Origin of the sequence: Chitinophaga filiformis, assembly GCF_900102545.1 — a bacterium.
Lineage (GTDB): Bacteria > Bacteroidota > Bacteroidia > Chitinophagales > Chitinophagaceae > Chitinophaga > Chitinophaga filiformis.
This window is the reverse complement of record NZ_FNBN01000006.1, coordinates 331,661-349,405: the sequence shown is the minus strand read 5'-3', so window position 1 is coordinate 349,405 and position 17,745 is coordinate 331,661. Positions and strand designations below refer to the sequence as shown.

Below are 17,745 nucleotides of genomic sequence, written 5' to 3'. Positions count from 1 at the left end.
TTCAGGCATGCCGGTAAGCACCATCATATACGATCTGGGAATAAGAGGATACAAAGCAGGAGTGGCCCTGGCCGCGGCCACAGGCAATGCCAAAGCCCGGAAATGGCTGGAAGGACGCCGAAGCTGGCGGACAGTGCTGGAACAGCACTTGTCTGATGCCGGTCCCATCGTTTGGGTACATGCCGCCTCCCTGGGAGAGTTTGAACAGGGACGCCCTGTCCTGGAAGCCCTCCGGCAGCAATATCCGCATTGTAAGATCCTGCTTACCTTTTTCTCTCCCTCAGGTTATGAGGTGCGTAAAGACTATCCCGGTGCGGATTACGTATGTTATCTGCCGTTGGATACCCCACGGAATGCAAAGGATTTTATCCGTATTGTAAAGCCGGCCCTGGCCATTTTTATTAAATACGAGTTCTGGTACCATATGCTCACACGGCTTTACCGGGAAAAGGTGCCTGTACTTCTTATTTCGGGTATATTCAGGCCGGGACAGCCTTTCTTCAAATCCTACGGGGGCATGTTCCGGAAGCTACTGCAACAGTTCAGCTACATTTTTGTGCAGAACAGGGAATCTATGTCGCTGCTGGACCAGATAGACGTCCGGCATGCAGCCATCGCGGGTGATACCCGCTTTGACAGGGTTTGGGCCCTGCAGGAAGAAGAACGCTCACTACCTGGTATTGGGGAATTCATCAACGACAGGCAGGCCATTATTGCCGGAAGCACCTGGGAAACAGATGAGGCCTTGTTGGCTGCATGGTGGAAGAAGCAACAGGATAAGGACGGACCTTGTCTCATCATCGCTCCGCATGAAATAGACGCTGCCCATATCAGTAAACTGCTGGAATTGTTCCCGGAAGCGATAAGATACACTGAATGGGTAAAAACAGCGGAGAAGCAGGCAGGGCGTGTGTTGCTGATCGATAATGTAGGCATGCTGTCGGTATTATACCGCTATGCTGCCGTCACTTATGTAGGGGGAGGCTTTGGGAAAGATGGCATTCACAACATTCTGGAACCCGCTACCTATGGCAAACCCGTACTGTTCGGGCCTGTATTCCATAAATACCCGGAAGCCGCAGGACTGATCACTGCCGGCGGAGGCATCAGCATTCATGATCTGGGCACTTTTGATACACAGATGGGGAAGCTGTTGCAGGATGAAGCCATTCGTCTGCAAACGGGCGCAAAGGCTAAAGAGTATGTGGCTGAAAACAAAGGAGCTACCAGTAAAATACTACAGTATATTCAGGAAAAACGCTTCTTGACAAGATTGTAGAACTGTCTTACAGTACGGTTATCGTCTACCCATCCCTGACGGATCTTCAATTCTCTTTCAATCCAGTATTCTGCTTCCTGGAGAGAACTCATTTCGTTGATGGTCTTAACGGAACGCTCATAAGTGTCCACATCACCACGGAATAATTCCTGTATGAACTGGAATTTGTCATTGATCCCGATAGCCTGGCGCAGGTCTTTGACAGGAATTTCATTAAAACGGTCTCCCAGTTCTGTCTGCGTCTGCTTCAGGCGATCGTTGAGCGAAGTCGTGTTCTGAGCGATCATTTGGTTCAGTTCCTTCAGCTCTTTACGCGCTCCGTTGGTTTCTGGTTTTTTCTCAGAGTTACCTGATGGCGTACTAACCGGTTGTGGCGTTTCCACATTACTGTAGATGGTGACAAATGCCGGTTTCCTGTCTGCCGGAACCTCTTCCGTTTGTTGAGGAATAGAAGAGGGAGCCGTAGCCGTAGACGGATAAGAAGTCGCGCCATTAGTGGCCGCTGCAGCGGTAGAAGGAGGAACACTCACAGTAACAGCGGAAGTCCCATTCCCGTTCATCGTAGCTGCAGGTGCTGCCGCCGGTTTGGGAAGTGAGGTGTTCTGTAAGGGTAATGTTAAGGTCGAGGCCTCCGCAGCAGTATGTGCCGCTACAGGCGCCGCCTGTTTATTTTCCGGTAATGTTTCTCTGGATGATGTTGTTACAGGTACTTCCACAATAACAGTGGCTGGAGTCGCAGTCGTTGTCAGGGGAGTAGCAGGCATAATCACTGCAACATGGCTATCCTGCCTTTGCTGTGTGCGTTCATGCTCTCTTTGAAGATTCCTTGCGTGTAAGATCTCTGCCTGAAGTAGCTGTACATAGTACGATATAGACTGCAGTCCGGCGTTTGAGTTCTTTAATTCCTGTAACTTATCAATTAATGCACTTATTTTTTCCATAGCTGTAAAAAAAATAAATTGAATGCAAAATGCGTTCCATGCCTTAATTGTTAACGCGATATGGGGGAATTTATTTTATTTGCATAAAGTTAGCGCATTTTAATTAACTGTTAATCAAATACTAAAATATGTTTATTGAACCTTCTCTAGCAGGAGGGCGAAGAGGGTGGATAGAAGTGATCTGTGGCTCAATGTTTTCCGGGAAAACGGAGGAATTGATCAGAAGATTAAAGCGGGCCCGGATAGCCAATTTAAAAGTAGAGATCTTTAAACCGGTGATAGATACACGCTACGATGTACAACACATTGTGTCTCATGACGAAAGCCGTATCATCAGCACACCACTGGAAAACTCCCAGCAGATCCTGCTGCTGGCGCAGGAAGTAGATGTGGTGGGTATTGATGAAGCACAGTTCTTTGATGGAGAATTGCCCGAGGTTTGTGATCAGCTGGCCTTGCGTGGTATCAGGGTGATAGTGGCCGGCCTCGATATGGATTATATGGGCAAGCCCTTTGGACAGATGCCTTTCCTGCTGGCAAAGGCCGACTATATTACCAAATTGCACGCTATCTGTGTGAAATGTGGCAATATCGCCAATTACTCATATCGTAAAACGAAGGAAAAAAGCACGGTGTTGCTCGGAGAAACAGACGTGTACGAACCCAGGTGCAGGCATTGTTACTATAACAATGTAGATTAATACAAACCGCAGAATAATTGAAAAGGCCGTATCGGGATGTCCAATACGGCCTTTTCTATGATGTTATTACGTTTATAAGGCCTCACCTTCTTTCACCTTAAACGTAAATTTCTTTTGTGTCAGATAGCTGAATCCTACTACAAATATGGTTGTCAATATCTTAGCAATAGTCGGATAGATCAGCAGGTATTCTACGAATAGCTTCATAAATCCATAGTTCAGGCATATACAGATGCCCACCAGCATGAAGTAGCGGACCAGCTGCACCCTGCCTCTCAGGTTGGATTCAGAAAAAACAATGTATTTACTCAGCAGGAAACCTGTAGGGAATGTAACTGTCATGGCCATAAACAGTGCGGCAATATGCGGACTGATGGTTAGAAAAGAGAAATGTACAGGTTTTTCATTCAGGATGAAATGGTAACTGATGTAATACAATAGGATATCCATAGCCGTATTACCGCTGCCACAGGCAAGGTAACGGAAGGTTTGCAAAGGCATAAGCTTCGCAAAGGGGAGGTAAAAAAAATCTAATACCAATAAAATGAACCTTTTCATAAAATATTTGTACAGCAACAAAACTAGTCAGTTTTACCGTTACTGTACTGCGCTTTTATATTATCTTAACAATTTTCTGTTCTTCCAAAGTTTTTGCTGTTGATTCACAGGTTGCTGTCTGACCCTCCGTTGTTGCTCCTGCCATACTTGTACAGCCAGTATGGCTGCGGCTTTTGCTGCCTCAGGATCTGAATGGTCCAGCGATTGCGGGGTAAAATACTTCCCAATAAAATTAGTGTCAAAAGCGCCATTAATAAATGCGGGCTGTTGCAGTGCCCAGCTGCCGAAGGGCAGTGTAGTGCGGATGCCTTTTACATGGTATTCACTGATAGCGCGTAGCAGCCGTTCCCTGGCTTCTTCCCGGTCGGCTCCCCAGGCGATCAGTTTGGAGATCATAGGGTCATAGTAGATGGGAATGTCCATTCCCTGGTCATAACCATCGTCCACGCGGATGCCATAACCCTGCGGACGTACATAGGTAGTAAGTGTGCCCGTGTCCGGTAAAAAGTTATTGGCTGGATCTTCCGCACAGATGCGCAGTTCGATGGCATGTCCGTTTATTTTGAGGTCTGCCTGGCTGAAGGCAAGCTTCTCACCCCTGGCTACCCTGATCTGTTCTTTCACCAGGTCCAGTCCTGTGATCATTTCTGTAACAGGATGTTCCACCTGCAGGCGGGTATTCATTTCGAGGAAGTAGAACTGGAGATTTTCGTCTACGAGGAACTCAACGGTGCCTGCTCCGTAATACTGACAAGCGCGGGCCACATCCAGTGCACATTTGCCCATCGCTTCCCGGATGTCAGGCGTGAGGCAGGAGGAAGGCGCTTCCTCGATCAGTTTTTGGTGCCTTCTCTGTATAGAGCACTCGCGTTCAAACAGATAGACATAATTTCCGTGTTGGTCGCCCAGTACCTGGATCTCTATATGTCGTGGTGCGCCTACATATTTCTCAATGAACACAGCGTCATCTCCAAACGCACTCATAGCTTCACTTTTAGCCAGTCTGACCTGCTCTTCCAGTTCATCCGCATTGTTGACTACCCGCATACCCTTACCGCCACCACCGGCAGATGCTTTGATCAGGATGGGGAATCCCGTCTTTTTCACTACTTCCCGGGCTTCGTCAATGCTGCGCAGGGGCGTTTCAGTGCCTGGCACCATGGGAACGCCAAACCGCTGGGCTGCCTGTTTGGCCGCCAGCTTGCTGCCCATTACCTCAATAGACGAGGGACTGGGACCAATAAAGGTAAGTCCGGCGTCTTTCACCGCCTGGGCAAAACGGGCATTCTCACTGAGAAATCCATATCCGGGGTGAATAGCGTCTGCTCCGGTCTGCCGGGCAGCGCCCATGATCTTATCTGTCAGCAGATAGGACTGGCTGGAAGGAGCCGGGCCTATACACACCGCTTCATCTGCATATTGTACAAATGGCATAGCGCGGTCGGCTTCGGAATATACAGCTACTGTTGCGATGCCCATTTCCCTGGCTGATCGCATGATACGCAGTGCAATCTCACCACGGTTGGCTACCAGTATTTTTTTCATGGAAGCGAATATAAGTGATTCTCCTATCTTTGCGCCAACATGAAATCTAGCCCTTTCAGACAAACAATCACCCTGGTAAAAAAGGACATACTGCTGGAATTGAGGCAGAAGTACGCTTTTTACGGTATCCTCTTATATATTGTATCTACCGTATTTGTGATCAACCTGATGATCAATAAGCCGGAAGAAAAGATCTGGAATGCGCTTTTCTGGGTGGTACAGCTGTTCGTGGCTGTGAATGCTATTGCTAAAAGCTTCCTGCAGGAAAACAGAGGACGTCTCCTGTATTTCTATTCCCTGGTACATCCCCGCAGCTTTATAGTCGCGAAACTTATCTATAATATCATACTGATGGCTGTCATGACGCTGATCACGATCGTGTGCTGTATGATGTTCCTGGGTAATCCTGTCACCAGTTTTATGTATTTCATGGGTGTGAGCCTGTTGGGCGGCATCAGCCTGTCCCTGCTTTTCACCATGCTGGCGGCCATCGCGGCCCAGGCCAATCAAAATGCCGCATTGATGGCCATTATGGGGTTCCCTATCATGCTGCCCCTCCTCATGTTGCTGTCCAATATCGCCAAATCTTCCTTCATCACTGTATACCAGCCAGGGTTGCCCAAAATGTTCCTTATGTTAGGAACGATGGACTTTCTGATCATCGCCCTATCCCTGGTATTATTCCCATTTTTGTGGAAAGATTAACAACCTGAGCCTGGATGATGGGAAACAGGTTACGGAATTTTGTGATTAGTGATAAAACGTGTAGGTTTGCCCACAATATAGTTGGTTAAAATGGCAAAGCATTGGTGGAAAGCTCTAGCAGTATTAATCCTTGTTTATGTGATCATAGCTGGATTTACGATTGAGATACCGATTATCGGCACAAACGGGCAGTCTTCCCGGGGCCTCTTCTTTCACGTTCCTATGTGGATGTGCATGTACACCATGTTTACTATCTCCGTAGTCAATTCCGTTCTTTATCTCGCTAAATACGACCTCCGCAGAGATGTATATGCCAGCGCGGCAGCCAATGTAGGGGTGTTTTATGGTATTCTCGGTTTCGCAACAGGTACACTGTGGGCTACCTACACATGGGGAGGCTCCTTTACCAGCGATCCCAAACAGATGCTCACCGCTGTGGCGCTCATGATCTATATGGCCTATCTCGTACTGCGTCTGTCCATCCCTGACATTGACAAACGTGCCAGGATCTCAGCCGTATTTAACGTTTTCGCATTCGCTTTGTTGATTCCCTTAACGTATATCATCCCGCGTATGGTTGATTCCCTTCATCCCGGAAGCGCCACGACGCCTGGATTTGCATCCAGTGACACCGACGACCATATGAGAATGGTATTGTACCCTGCATTCATTGGTTGGGTCTTATTGAGTGTCTGGATCTATACCCTGTTTGTACGGTATAAAAAACTAGAGCTAAAAAATATTTTTAAATGATCAACAAAGCGTTTTCTTTCTGCTGTACCTGCTTACTGTTACTTGTTTCTCTTTTCGCTAACGCACAGGAAAACCAGAATCAGAATACAGAGACAGGGCCTGTAAACGAATTTTTCCGCAGCAATGGCAAGATATATGTTATAGTAGGAGTGCTACTGATCATCTTTATTGGCATTGTGATATTTTTGATAGCGCTCGACCGGAAAATTACCAGGCTGGAACAGCGGGAGAACATCCACGGCAAATAAGTCCAACTCTACATATTTTACCAAAACAATTGTCTATGGCGCAAGAGCAACATTATGACTTCTTTAAGAGCGTAGAAAGAAGTTTTGACAAAGCCGCAAAATTCACGAAATGGGAAAACGGGATTCTTGAACAGATCAAGGCCTGTAACGCTGTGTACCAGATTAAGTTCCCGGTACGCATTGGCGACAGGATCGAAGTGATAGAAGCCTACCGCGTTCAACACTCACACCACAAACTACCCTGTAAAGGTGGTATCCGTTTCAGCGATGCCGTTAACCAGGATGAGGTAATGGCGCTCGCTGCCCTCATGACCTATAAATGCGCTATCGTAAACGTTCCTTTTGGCGGCGCCAAAGGAGGTATCAAGATCAATCCACGTAATTATTCCCCCTTCCAGTTGGAAAACATTACCCGCCGTTACACCGCGGAACTGGTAAAAAAGAATTTCATTGGTCCCGGTGTGGATGTTCCCGCTCCTGACTATGGTACAGGTGAAAGGGAAATGAGCTGGATCCTGGATACGTACATGAGTCTCCGTCCGGGTGAGATAGATGGTTATGGTTGCGTAACCGGTAAACCGGTTTCCCAGGGTGGTGTGCGTGGCCGTAAGGAAGCTACTGGTCTCGGTGTATTCTTTGGCTTGCAGGAACTCTGCAACATCAAGGAAGATATGAAACGTATCGGCCTCGAACCAGGCATCATCGGCAAAAAAGTGATCGTACAGGGTATGGGTAACGTGGGTTACCATGCCGCTAAATATTTCCATGAAGCAGGCGCTATCATCGTAGGCCTGATAGAGTGGGATGGCGCCTTGTACAATGAAAAAGGCCTGGATCCTGAAGCAGTGCTGAAACACAGGGCTGAAACAGGCTCCATTATCAACTTCCCGGGTGCAAAAACACTGGGCGCAAATGGAGAAGGTCTGGAAATGGATTGTGATATCCTGATCCCTGCAGCACTGGAAAACGTGATCCACAAAGAGAACGCTCCGCGTATCAAGGCTAAAATAATCGGTGAAGGTGCTAACGGTCCTATCACTCCGGAAGCGGATGAGATCCTGAACAAGAAAGGTGTGATCGTAGTACCTGATATGTTCCTCAACGCAGGCGGTGTGACCGTTTCTTACTTCGAATGGCTGAAAAACCTTAGCCACGTGCGTTATGGTCGTCTGGGAAAACGCTTCGATGAGAATATGAACATCCACATCCTGGGCGTTATCGAAGACCTCACCGGTAAATCCGTATCAGAAAGAGAAAGGAAATTCATCGCACATGGTGCAGATGAAGTTGACCTGGTATATTCCGGCCTGGAAGAAACCATGCATGCAGCACTGCATGAAGTGCGTACCATCATGGTAAACCACCCGGATATTCACGATATGCGCACCGCCGCTTATGTATGTGCTATTGATAAAGTGGGAGCTGCTTACGACCAGTTAGGTATTTTCCCTTGATTTTTATATCAATATAAAAGTTTACAAAAGAGGGTGTACCTTTACGGGTACACCCTCCGTTTTATATCATTTTCTCCATTTTGTTGTAATATTAAGTCCAACTTAAGTCCACCTCAACTCCACCTTAAGTCCACCCTTACTTCGTGTATACAAGGCCTGTGCTACAGGGTTTGGCCAGGTTATCTTCCTGTAACCGCCTATTAAAAACGACGGATGTGAAAATAATATCACAAATGAGAGGGTAACTGTGCAATGAATTGCCATTGCTGTGCATCTACCATATGCTGGCAACAGAAGGTATTCACCCCATTGGTGATAACAAGGTAAGCTGTTGGCAACACCATATGGTAACGAACGATCTGCTCCAGTGTGCTTTGGGTAAGCGGTACATCCATCTCTTTACATTCCACGATCATCCAGGGTTGCATATCCCTGTTGTAGACCACGATGTCACAGCGCTTCCGGAGTTCCCCCAGGTATATTTCTTTCTCTATACCGATCAGCGAAGCAGGATATCCGAGGGTACTTACCAGGTAATTGAGAAAGTTCTGCCGTACCCATTCCTCCGGCGTCAACACCACATGCTTTTTACGGAAACGGTCAAAAATGAGCGTTTTACCATTCTCCTGTACAATTTTGAAATCCGGTGCCGGAAACTCAATAGCGATCATACCACAAAGATAACTGATAGATTCCCTTTGCAGCTGTAAGACATAACAGATGGTTAACACGACAGAAAGGACCGGAGATCGGAGATTTTTCCGTATATTCGTATGCCAAAAGGCTATGAAGACAAAAGAAGAAATTGTAGCTAACTGGCTCCCGCGCTACACAGGAGAGAAACTGGAGAATTTTGGTTCCCACATCCTGCTCACCAACTTTAGTAATTACCTCACTTATTTTGCTGAATGGCACAATACAGAAATTGTAGGTGTCGGAAAACCCATGCAATGCGCCACTGCAGATGATATCACCATTATCAACTTTGGTATGGGAAGTCCCAGTGCTGCAACCGTAATGGACCTGCTCAGCGCTATCCATCCGAAAGCGGTATTGTTCCTTGGTAAATGTGGTGGACTGAAGAAAAAGAACAGTATCGGCGACCTGATACTCCCCATTGCTGCCATCAGGGGAGAGGGTACTTCCAACGACTATTTCCCTGCCGAAGTGCCGGCCCTGCCGTCTTTCGCCATGCAGAAAGTGATCTCTACCACTATCCGCGAATACGGTTGTGACTACTGGACAGGTACCTGCTACAGTACCAACCGCCGGGTATGGGAACATGACGTGGAGTTCAAACGTTATCTCGAAAAGATCAGGGCAATGGCCATCGATATGGAAACAGCTACTATCTTTTCTGTCGGCTTCTTCAACAAGATCCCTACCGGTGCTCTATTGCTGGTATCTGACCAGCCCATGATCCCGGAAGGCGTGAAAACAGAGGAAAGCGACAGGAAAGTAACTACCGAATATGTGGAAAGGCATGTCCGTATCGGTATTGATTCCCTGAAAAATCTGATTAACAGTCACCAGACAGTGAAGCACCTGCGGTTCTAACACCGCGTTCTCAATATGCAGCAACCATTATTATCCATCCGGAATCTGACGGTTTCTTTTGGCAGCACAAAGGCTGTCAATGATATTTCACTGGACATTATGCCGGGTGAGATAGTGGGCATTGTAGGAGAATCCGGTTCCGGGAAATCCGTGACCGCATTATCGCTCATGCGCTTGCTGCAACACCCGGGTAAGATAACCGGCGGCAGCCTGCTGTACCAGTTAAGGGGTAGTAAGGTGCCGGTGCGCGACATTGTCCAGCTATCAGAACCAGAAATGCGTTCCTGGCGGGGCAATGAAATCGCCATGATCTTCCAGGAGCCCATGACCTCTCTGAATCCTCTGCATAAATGCGGCTACCAGGTAATGGAAGCCCTCCTCCTGCATAAAAAACTGAGTAGGGAAGCCGCCCGGCTGCAAACACTGGCCCTGTTTAAACAGGTCCGTTTGCCGGATCCTGAGTTACTGATGGAGAGATATCCTCATCAGCTGTCCGGCGGACAAAAGCAGCGGGTCATGATTGCAATGGCCATCAGCTGCCAGCCCCGGTTATTGATAGCCGACGAACCTACTACCGCTTTAGATGTGACAGTACAGAAGACCATCCTGGAACTGTTGAAAGAGCTGCAACGCCAGACAGGTATGAGCGTAATCTTTATTACGCACGACCTGGGCGTCATTGCAGAAATAGCTGATAGGGTAGCGGTGATGTACAAAGGTCGCATTGTGGAGGAGGGGAGTGTACAGGAATTGTTTACCCACCCGAAGCATCCTTATACCAAAGGGCTGTTGGCCTGTAGGCCGCCGTTAGACAAGCGACTGTTCAGGCTTCCCGTAACGCGGGATTTTATGGAGATAGACCCTCAGGGCAATATTGTCGAAAAAGCCCGGGAAGTAAAAGCATTCGTCCATAGTTTGGAGATTCCCCAGAATACTATCATCAATAGAGCGCAAGAATTATCACAGCGTCCCGCTTTGCTGGAAGTGAAGGATCTGCATACCTGGTTCCCGGCCAGGAAGAATATTTTCGGGAAAGTACTTAGCTGGACCAAGGCCGTCAATGGCGTCAGTTTTGATGTCAGGGAAGGAGAGACGATGGGCCTGGTGGGAGAATCTGGTTGTGGAAAAACCACCTTGGGCAGGACTTTGCTGCGACTGGCTGAACCTACATCGGGCAGCATTCTCTACAAGGGGAAGGACATCACCGCTTTGCCTGCTGCAGAATTGCGTGACCTGCGTAAAGACATCCAGATCATCTTCCAGGACCCTTATTCCTCTCTTAATCCCCGTCTGCCTATAGGACAGGCCATCCAGGAGCCCATGAAGGTGCACGGCTTATATGGTAATGAAGCCGGTCGCCGGGAAAAGGTAAAGGAGCTGTTGGAAAAAGTGAACCTTTTGCCGGAACACTATAACCGGTATCCGCATGAATTCTCAGGCGGGCAGCGGCAGCGTATTGTGATTGCCCGGGCCCTGGCACTAACCCCGTCCTTTATCATCTGCGACGAGTCTGTTGCTGCGCTGGACGTCAGCATCCAGGCCCAGGTACTGAATTTGCTGATGCAATTGAGGGAAGAGTTCGGATTTACCAGTATCTTTATCTCTCACGACTTGTCAGTTGTACGTTTTATCAGTGACCGGATGATGGTGATGAACAGGGGGCAAATTGAAGAAGCCGGTCTGGCTGTCGAGGTCTATGAAAATCCGAAGAGTGCATATACAAAGCAGCTAATTAATTCTATACCTAAAAATATTTATGTGTAAGCTTGTGAATGATAGTCTATCCATAATCATTTTTGATAGATTGTATAATAATCAATACCTTTGCAGCCTTTAAATTTATTCATACCGTAATATGAAACTATCACAGTTTAGATTCGATCTTCCTTTAAATCTGATTGCGCAGCACCCTTCCAAAACAAGAGATGAAGCACGTTTGATGGTGGTAAACCGTGCCACCGGAAAAATAGAGCACAAAGTTTTCCGTGATATTATCAACTACTTCAATGATAAGGATGTCATGGTGGTGAACAACACCAAGGTATTCCCTGCACGCCTTTATGGCCGTAAAGAGAAAACCGGTGCAAAGATTGAGGTTTTCCTGTTGCGTGAGCTGAACAAGCAGAACCGTCTGTGGGATGTAATAGTAGACCCTGCCCGTAAGATAAGGGTGGGTAATAAGTTATACTTCGGCGATGATGAGTCGCTGGTAGCAGAGGTAATTGATAACACCACTTCCCGTGGCCGTACTATCCGTTTCCTGTTCGAAGGTAATGACGACGAGTTCAAGCAGGTGCTTGACACCCTGGGTGAAACGCCACTGCCTAAGTACATCAAACGTAAGCCGGAAGATGAGGACAAGGAGCGTTATCAGACAGTATATGCTAAGTATGAAGGCGCAGTGGCAGCTCCAACTGCCGGTCTGCACTTTAGCCGTGAGCTGATCAAACGTCTCGAGATCAAGGGTGTTAAATTTGCAGAGGTTACTCTCCACACTGGTCTGGGTACATTCCGTCCTATCGAGGTGGAAGATCTGAGCAAGCATAAGATGGATGCTGAGTATTTCAACATCGACGAGTATGCCGTTAAGATTGTCAACAAAGCGAAAGAAGAAAACCGCAAGGTTTGTGCTATCGGTACCACTACTGTAAGAGCGGTAGAGTCTTCCGTAACTGCGCAGAACCTGCTGAAAGCAGCAGAAGGATGGACAAACACGTTCATTCACCCGCCTTACGATTTCGCTATTCCTAATGCACTGGTTACCAACTTCCACCTGCCTAAAACAAGCCTCCTGATCATGGTTTGCGCATTCGCAGGTTATGATCTGGTGATGGAAGCCTACCAGCAGGCAATCAAAGAAAAATACCGTTTCTTCAGCTATGGTGATGCCATGCTGATCATCTAAGCGATAACGAACTATTGAAAAAGGTCCTGTCTCGTATCCATACGGGACAGGACTATTCATGTAAGGCCATTTATGGAACAGCGTAATAAAATAGCGATCATTGTTGCCGGCGGATCCGGCTCCCGTATGGGAAGCTCTATTCCCAAACAGTTCCTCGACCTGTCGGGGAAGCCTGTATTATGGCACACAGTGAACGCATTTGTAAGTGCTTTCAGCGATATCCGCATCGTATTAGTATTGCCGGAAGTGCATTTTGGATATGTTGAGCCCTGGCTGCATGAATTTAATACAACCGCAAACGTTACACTCGTAAAAGGAGGGGAAACCCGTTTTCATTCTGTAAAGAATGGCTTGCAGGAAGTAAAGACGCCTTCTGTGGTGTTTGTACACGATGGCGTGCGTCCGCTGATCAGTACTGCATTGATCCATACCTGTTATGAAGCAGCCTTAACGAAAGGAAGTGCTATTCCCGTTATCGATATGAAAGACAGTATCCGGGAGGTGGAAGGAGAGGGGAATAAAGCGGTAGACCGCGAACAGTTCAAGATTATACAGACTCCCCAGACGTTTTTGTCTGAATGGTTGTTACCTGCATTTGAATTACCCTATGATCCGTTGTTTACGGATGAAGCGACAGTAGTAGAGCGGCAGGGACACCGCGTACACCTGGTACCCGGAGAAGAAGCGAATATAAAGATCACGCGCCCGCTTGATCTGACCATTGCCGGCGCATTGTTAAAAGAAAAGAATGTATAGTTATTGAGCCACGTCTGCAGACAGGCTCTTGTTGATTTTCGCCAGGATCTGGTGAGCAACCTCCATTGCCTGTAAGCCATCTATTGCATTCACCGGCACAGGTTTATTGAGGAGAATGCTATCACGGAACAGTTCCAGCTCCATACGGATGGCATTTACCTGTTTGATCTCCGGATTGTCAATAGCGATAGTCTTCTTACCGGAATTGGTTTCAATATCCAGGGTAAAGAGTCCTTCGTCTTCAGGCGTTTTCAGCTTGATGATCTCAGTCTTTTTATCGAGGAAGTCAATACCGATGTAGGCATCTTTCTGGAACAGGCGCATTTTGCGCATTTTCTTCAGGGAAATACGGCTGGAGGTGAGGTTCGCTACACAGCCGTTATGGAATTCTATCCTGACGTTGGCGATGTCGGGTGTATCGCTCATCACGGCTACGCCGCTGGCAGAGATGCGGTTTACAGTTGATTGTACGATGCTCAGAATGATATCAATGTCGTGGATCATCAGGTCGAGGATCACGCTGACATCTGTTCCCCGGGGATTGAATTCAGCCAGGCGGTGTACCTCTATGAACATAGGTTTCAGTTCATGTCCTTTAAGGGCGAGGAATGCCGGGTTGAAGCGTTCTACGTGACCTACCTGGAATTTGATGTTGGCTTCTTCCACCAATTTTACCAGTGTTTTGGCCTCTTCCATGGTATTGGTCATCGGCTTTTCCACGAAGATGTGTTTCCCGTTACGGATAGCCTGTTCACATAGTTTGAAGTGTTGTGTAGTAGGAGCGATGATATCTATCGCATCTGACGCCTGTATCAATTCTTCCGCGGAGGCGAATCTCGGAATCTGGTACTGAGCTACACTGTCGGCATTTGCATTGCTTGGATCAAAAAAACCGACTATTTCTACGTCTTTCATAGTGGCCCATTGGGATAGATGTATCTTGCCCAGGTGCCCCACACCGAAGATTCCTATTTTGAGCATGTTATTATCTGATAATAAAATAATTGCGAATGTAAGGAAAAAGAGAGTATTATATCGAGATATTATATAATGAATCCCTCCTCTGCCATGCTGCAATAACCGGCCTCAGAAACTATGATGTGGTCCAGTATTCGGATATCAAATAAACTGCCTGCCTGTATAAGTTTTTTGGTGGTGTGAATATCTGTTGTACTTGGGCGCAAATTGCCGGATGGATGGTTATGGCAGAGCATAAGTTGTGTAGCGTTCAGTTCAACGGCTGCCCTGAAGATGTGACCGATGTCAATGACGGTACCGGCCACGCCGCCTTTACTGATACAGCGGTGTTGTAATACGCGGCAGGCATGGTTGAGGTAGAGTACGTGAAAGGACTCGTAAGGAGAATCGCCTAATAGTGGCTTAAAATACAGGGCTGCTTCGGCGCCGGTGCGGATAGTCTTTTTAGCGTGCATATACCCTGCCTGCCTGCGGCGGGCCAGTTCCATGGCTGCCACAATGGTAGTGGCCTTGGCAACACCAACTCCTTGTATCTTTTTCAGCTGCTGTACATTCAGCTTACTCATTTCCCCGAGATTATTGGAGGACAGGCGTAATATTTCCTGGGCAAGGGACAAGGCAGACTTCTGTTTGTGACCATTATTCAGTAGAATAGCTAACAATTCTGCATCACTTAAAGCCGTGCAGCCTTTATTGATCAGTTTTTCCCGTGGCTGGTCATCTGGCGCCCAATCTTTGATTGCAACATGATTTGTGGGGGTAACTACCATTTCCATTTTGCTAAAATTATTAGCAAATATATCCTTTCCGTCTGGTTTTTTTCACTTCCCCCAATTTTAATTTAAATTAGCCTACCAATAAGGAACCACAGCGTAAAGTGTGAATGTAAGGCATTGTAAATAATCACGTTATCTATTTGGGAAATACTGGAATTGTGTACCACTGGGCACAATGACTAAAAAAATAAGAATAGCTACTCCAAAAAGCATAGTTTTGCAACCTCTTTCTATTAATCCATGCAACCATCAGTAAAAATTTTCACAGGGAACAGTAATACAGCTCTTGCAGAAAAAATTGCAAAGCGTTACGGTAACGGTCTTGGCAAGCTGACTATTCAGAAGTTCAGCGATGGAGAATTCCAGCCAATTTACATGGAAAGTATCCGCGGTGATTATGTTTTCCTCGTACAGAGCACCAATGCCCCTTCAGACAACCTGATGGAGCTGTTGATGATGATAGACGCCGCGAAAAGGGCATCCGCAGGTTATATCACTGCAGTGATCCCTTACTTTGGTTTTGCCCGGCAGGACAGGAAGGACAAACCCAGGGTGGCGATTGCCTCGAAACTGGTAGCCAACCTGCTGACTTCTGCAGGTGCTAACCGTGTGATAACCATGGATTTGCACGCTCCACAGATCCAGGGCTTCTTTGACATCCCGGTAGATCACCTGGACAGTTCCGCAATTTTCATCCCGTACATTGAGAATTTAAAGCTGGAAAATCTTACCTTTGCGTCCCCTGACGTGGGTAGTACCAACAGGGTAAGGGAAGTAGCAGCCTATTTCAATGCCGAAATGGTGATCTGCGACAAGCATCGTAAGCGTGCGAATGAAATTGCTTCCATGGTGGTGATAGGAGATGTGAAAGACAGGGACATTGTATTGATAGATGACATCTGCGACACAGCAGGTACATTGACCAAGGCAGCTAACCTGTTGAAAGAAAAGGGAGCAAGAAGTGTAAGAGCCTTTTGTACCCATCCGGTGTTAAGCGGTAAGGCATATGAAAATATCAACAACTCCGTACTGGAAGAGCTGGTAATATGCGACACAATGCCGATGAAACAGCAGAGTCCCAAGATCAAAGTGATCAGTGTAGCGGACCTCTTTGCAGTAGCTATCCGCAATATGCACGAGAACAGGTCTATCACGAACCTGTTCGTTCATAGTCACCGGAGGTAATAAGAACAAGCATTATTTATAACAATCATAAATGTTTAATCAATGAAAACGATAACAATCGAAGGACAACTCAGGAGCGAATTTGGCAAAAAAGCCACCCGCCAGGTACGTTCTGAGGGACAAGTGCCTTGTGTTATTTACGGGGGTGCAGAAACCGTAAGTTTTTCAGCTCCGGCAACATCTTTCAAAGATCTGGTGTATACGCCTGATTTTCAGATCGCTGAGATCAAAGTAGGTGGTAAAACCTACAAATGTGTATTGAAAGACAAACAGTTTGACACTGTTACAGACGAACTGGCTCACATCGACTTCATGGAACTGGTAGAAGATAAGCCTGTTGCTGTTACACTGCCAATCAGAATTACTGGCCAGTCCGAAGGTGTTAAAGCCGGTGGTAAACTGGTAGTAAAAATGAAGACGCTGAAGGTAAAGGCACTGCCTAAATACCTGCGTGAGAATGTTGAGGTAAACATCGACAATCTGCAGCTGAATGCTAACATCCGTGTAGAAGATGTGATTGCTGAGAACATCGAGATCCTGAACTCTCCACGTATTCCTATCGCTTCAGTAGTAATGACCCGTCAGCTGCGTCAGGAAGAAGCTGCAGAAGGTAAAAAGAAATAATTTTCTTTTAGAATATTTTGCAAAAAGTCCCGTTCCGGCTCGTCCGGGATGGGACTTTTTCTATTTTTGCCCTGCATTACGTTTTCCCGTTCTTTCGTATGTATAGGTATGAGCAGGGCGTAATGCAGTGTTTAGCATTAAAATTGTAATCCGATGAAGTACCTGATAGTAGGATTGGGGAATATAGGTGCAGAATACGAACATACACGCCACAATATAGGGTTTGATATTGCAGATGCTTTTGTAGAAAAGCATGGAGGTAGCTACCGGGAAGACCGGCTGGCTGATGTAGCCGAAGTGAAGTGGAAGGGGAGGACTTTCGTGGTCATCAAGCCCACCACTTACATGAACCTGAGCGGGAAGGCGGTGAAATATTGGATGGATAAAGAGAAAGTACCACTGGAGAATATACTGGTGTTAGTAGATGATCTGGCATTACCATTGGAAGTAATACGTCTTCGCGCTGGTGGCAGTGACGCCGGTCAGAATGGGTTGAAGAGCATCCAGGAATTGTTGGGTACTAACCAGTATCCCCGTTTGCGTTTCGGTATTGGGAATAACTTCCCTCGTGGTCGGCAGGTAGAGTTTGTCTTAGGTAAATGGAATAATGAGGAATGGGCTGTTGTGATGGCAAAGCTGGGGAAATGTGTGGAACTGATCGAGAGCTTTGCGTCTGTGGGCTTACCACGTACTATGAATATCTTTAATACCCTGGTCTATCCTTATTAGCAATAAATTGACGAAATCTGATATGATCCGTTTATTTAACCTTAAAACCAA

Annotated in this window: 19 protein-coding genes; 13 read left to right on the top strand and 6 right to left on the bottom strand. The window is 46.9% G+C overall.

What is annotated here, in order from left to right; translation table 11 throughout:
• Positions 1–7: 7 nt before the first annotated feature.
• A complete protein-coding gene (locus BLR32_RS23800; protein WP_176842408.1) occupies positions 8–1,279 on the top strand; it encodes a 3-deoxy-D-manno-octulosonic acid transferase in 1,272 nt (423 codons plus the stop codon).
• On the opposite strand, the gene BLR32_RS23795 is transcribed toward BLR32_RS23800, so the two are convergent.
• A complete protein-coding gene (locus BLR32_RS23795) occupies positions 1,249–2,220 on the bottom strand; it encodes a hypothetical protein (protein ID WP_089835349.1) in 972 nt (323 codons plus the stop codon). The genes BLR32_RS23800 and BLR32_RS23795 overlap by 31 nt on opposite strands.
• A 128-nt stretch (positions 2,221–2,348) precedes the next feature.
• Here BLR32_RS23795 and BLR32_RS23790 point away from each other — a divergent pair, with 128 nt between their 5' ends.
• Positions 2,349–2,921, top strand: coding sequence for a thymidine kinase (locus tag BLR32_RS23790; protein WP_089835348.1), 573 nt, complete (start codon positions 2,349–2,351; stop codon positions 2,919–2,921).
• Between the two features lie 72 nt (positions 2,922–2,993).
• Here the strand turns inward: BLR32_RS23790 and BLR32_RS23785 are convergent, their stop codons facing one another.
• Positions 2,994–3,479, bottom strand: coding sequence for a GtrA family protein (locus BLR32_RS23785; RefSeq protein ID WP_089835347.1), 486 nt, complete (start codon positions 3,477–3,479; stop codon positions 2,994–2,996).
• 60 nt (positions 3,480–3,539) lie between these two features.
• Positions 3,540–5,024, bottom strand: coding sequence for an acetyl-CoA carboxylase biotin carboxylase subunit (accC, locus tag BLR32_RS23780; RefSeq protein WP_089835346.1), 1,485 nt, complete (start codon positions 5,022–5,024; stop codon positions 3,540–3,542).
• 39 nt (positions 5,025–5,063) lie between these two features.
• Between accC and BLR32_RS23775 the strand changes: the two genes are divergently transcribed.
• The 4 genes from BLR32_RS23775 to BLR32_RS23760 all read left to right on the top strand — a co-directional run bounded on the left by BLR32_RS23775 (position 5,064) and on the right by BLR32_RS23760 (position 8,184).
• Entirely contained in the window at positions 5,064–5,729 is a 666-nt protein-coding gene (locus tag BLR32_RS23775) for a heme exporter protein CcmB (protein ID WP_089835345.1), read from the top strand.
• Between the two features lie 90 nt (positions 5,730–5,819).
• Positions 5,820–6,482: a cytochrome c biogenesis protein CcsA gene (gene ccsA / locus BLR32_RS23770; protein WP_089835344.1), complete on the top strand. Its 663-nt coding sequence runs from the start codon at positions 5,820–5,822 to the stop codon at positions 6,480–6,482.
• Positions 6,479–6,730, top strand: a complete 252-nt coding sequence (locus BLR32_RS23765; protein WP_089835343.1) for a CcmD family protein — start codon at positions 6,479–6,481, stop codon at positions 6,728–6,730. Before ccsA ends, BLR32_RS23765 begins: the two co-directional genes overlap by 4 nt.
• Before the next feature lie 35 nt (positions 6,731–6,765).
• Positions 6,766–8,184, top strand: a complete 1,419-nt coding sequence (locus BLR32_RS23760) for a Glu/Leu/Phe/Val family dehydrogenase (RefSeq protein ID WP_089835342.1) — start codon at positions 6,766–6,768, stop codon at positions 8,182–8,184.
• Positions 8,185–8,411: 227 nt separating this feature from the next.
• Here the strand turns inward: BLR32_RS23760 and BLR32_RS23755 are convergent, their stop codons facing one another.
• Positions 8,412–8,855: a type I restriction enzyme HsdR N-terminal domain-containing protein gene (locus BLR32_RS23755; RefSeq protein ID WP_089835341.1), complete on the bottom strand. Its 444-nt coding sequence runs from the start codon at positions 8,853–8,855 to the stop codon at positions 8,412–8,414.
• 115 nt (positions 8,856–8,970) lie between these two features.
• On the opposite strand from BLR32_RS23755, the gene BLR32_RS23750 reads away from it, so the two are divergent.
• From BLR32_RS23750 to BLR32_RS23735, 4 genes are all read left to right on the top strand, one after another.
• Complete coding sequence (locus BLR32_RS23750) at positions 8,971–9,741, top strand: AMP nucleosidase (RefSeq protein WP_089835452.1); 771 nt, start codon at positions 8,971–8,973, stop codon at positions 9,739–9,741.
• Between the two features lie 15 nt (positions 9,742–9,756).
• The gene (locus BLR32_RS23745; RefSeq protein WP_089835340.1) at positions 9,757–11,505 is read left to right on the top strand and encodes an ABC transporter ATP-binding protein; all 1,749 of its coding nucleotides are present in this window, start codon (positions 9,757–9,759) and stop codon (positions 11,503–11,505) included.
• Between the two features lie 91 nt (positions 11,506–11,596).
• Positions 11,597–12,646 (top strand): tRNA preQ1(34) S-adenosylmethionine ribosyltransferase-isomerase QueA, encoded by a 1,050-nt coding sequence (gene queA, locus BLR32_RS23740; protein ID WP_089835339.1) that lies wholly within the window; start codon positions 11,597–11,599, stop codon positions 12,644–12,646.
• Positions 12,647–12,718: 72 nt separating this feature from the next.
• Entirely contained in the window at positions 12,719–13,402 is a 684-nt protein-coding gene (locus tag BLR32_RS23735; protein ID WP_089835338.1) for a 2-C-methyl-D-erythritol 4-phosphate cytidylyltransferase, read from the top strand.
• Here BLR32_RS23735 and BLR32_RS23730 read toward each other — a convergent pair whose 3' ends face one another.
• A complete protein-coding gene (locus BLR32_RS23730; RefSeq protein ID WP_089835337.1) occupies positions 13,403–14,383 on the bottom strand; it encodes a Gfo/Idh/MocA family protein in 981 nt (326 codons plus the stop codon). It abuts the gene before it with no gap.
• Positions 14,384–14,445: 62 nt separating this feature from the next.
• Entirely contained in the window at positions 14,446–15,156 is a 711-nt protein-coding gene (gene radC / locus BLR32_RS23725) for a RadC family protein (RefSeq protein ID WP_089835336.1), read from the bottom strand.
• A 240-nt stretch (positions 15,157–15,396) separates the two neighbouring features.
• On the opposite strand from radC, the gene BLR32_RS23720 reads away from it, so the two are divergent.
• The 3 genes from BLR32_RS23720 (at position 15,397) to pth (ending at position 17,694) form a co-directional block, all read left to right on the top strand.
• Entirely contained in the window at positions 15,397–16,341 is a 945-nt protein-coding gene (locus tag BLR32_RS23720) for a ribose-phosphate pyrophosphokinase (RefSeq protein ID WP_089835335.1), read from the top strand.
• Positions 16,342–16,383: 42 nt separating this feature from the next.
• On the top strand, positions 16,384–16,965 hold the full coding sequence (locus BLR32_RS23715) for a 50S ribosomal protein L25 (RefSeq protein WP_089835334.1): 582 nt from the start codon (positions 16,384–16,386) through the stop codon (positions 16,963–16,965).
• 153 nt (positions 16,966–17,118) lie between these two features.
• On the top strand, positions 17,119–17,694 hold the full coding sequence (gene pth, locus BLR32_RS23710) for an aminoacyl-tRNA hydrolase (RefSeq protein ID WP_089835333.1): 576 nt from the start codon (positions 17,119–17,121) through the stop codon (positions 17,692–17,694).
• Positions 17,695–17,745: the final 51 nt, after the last annotated feature.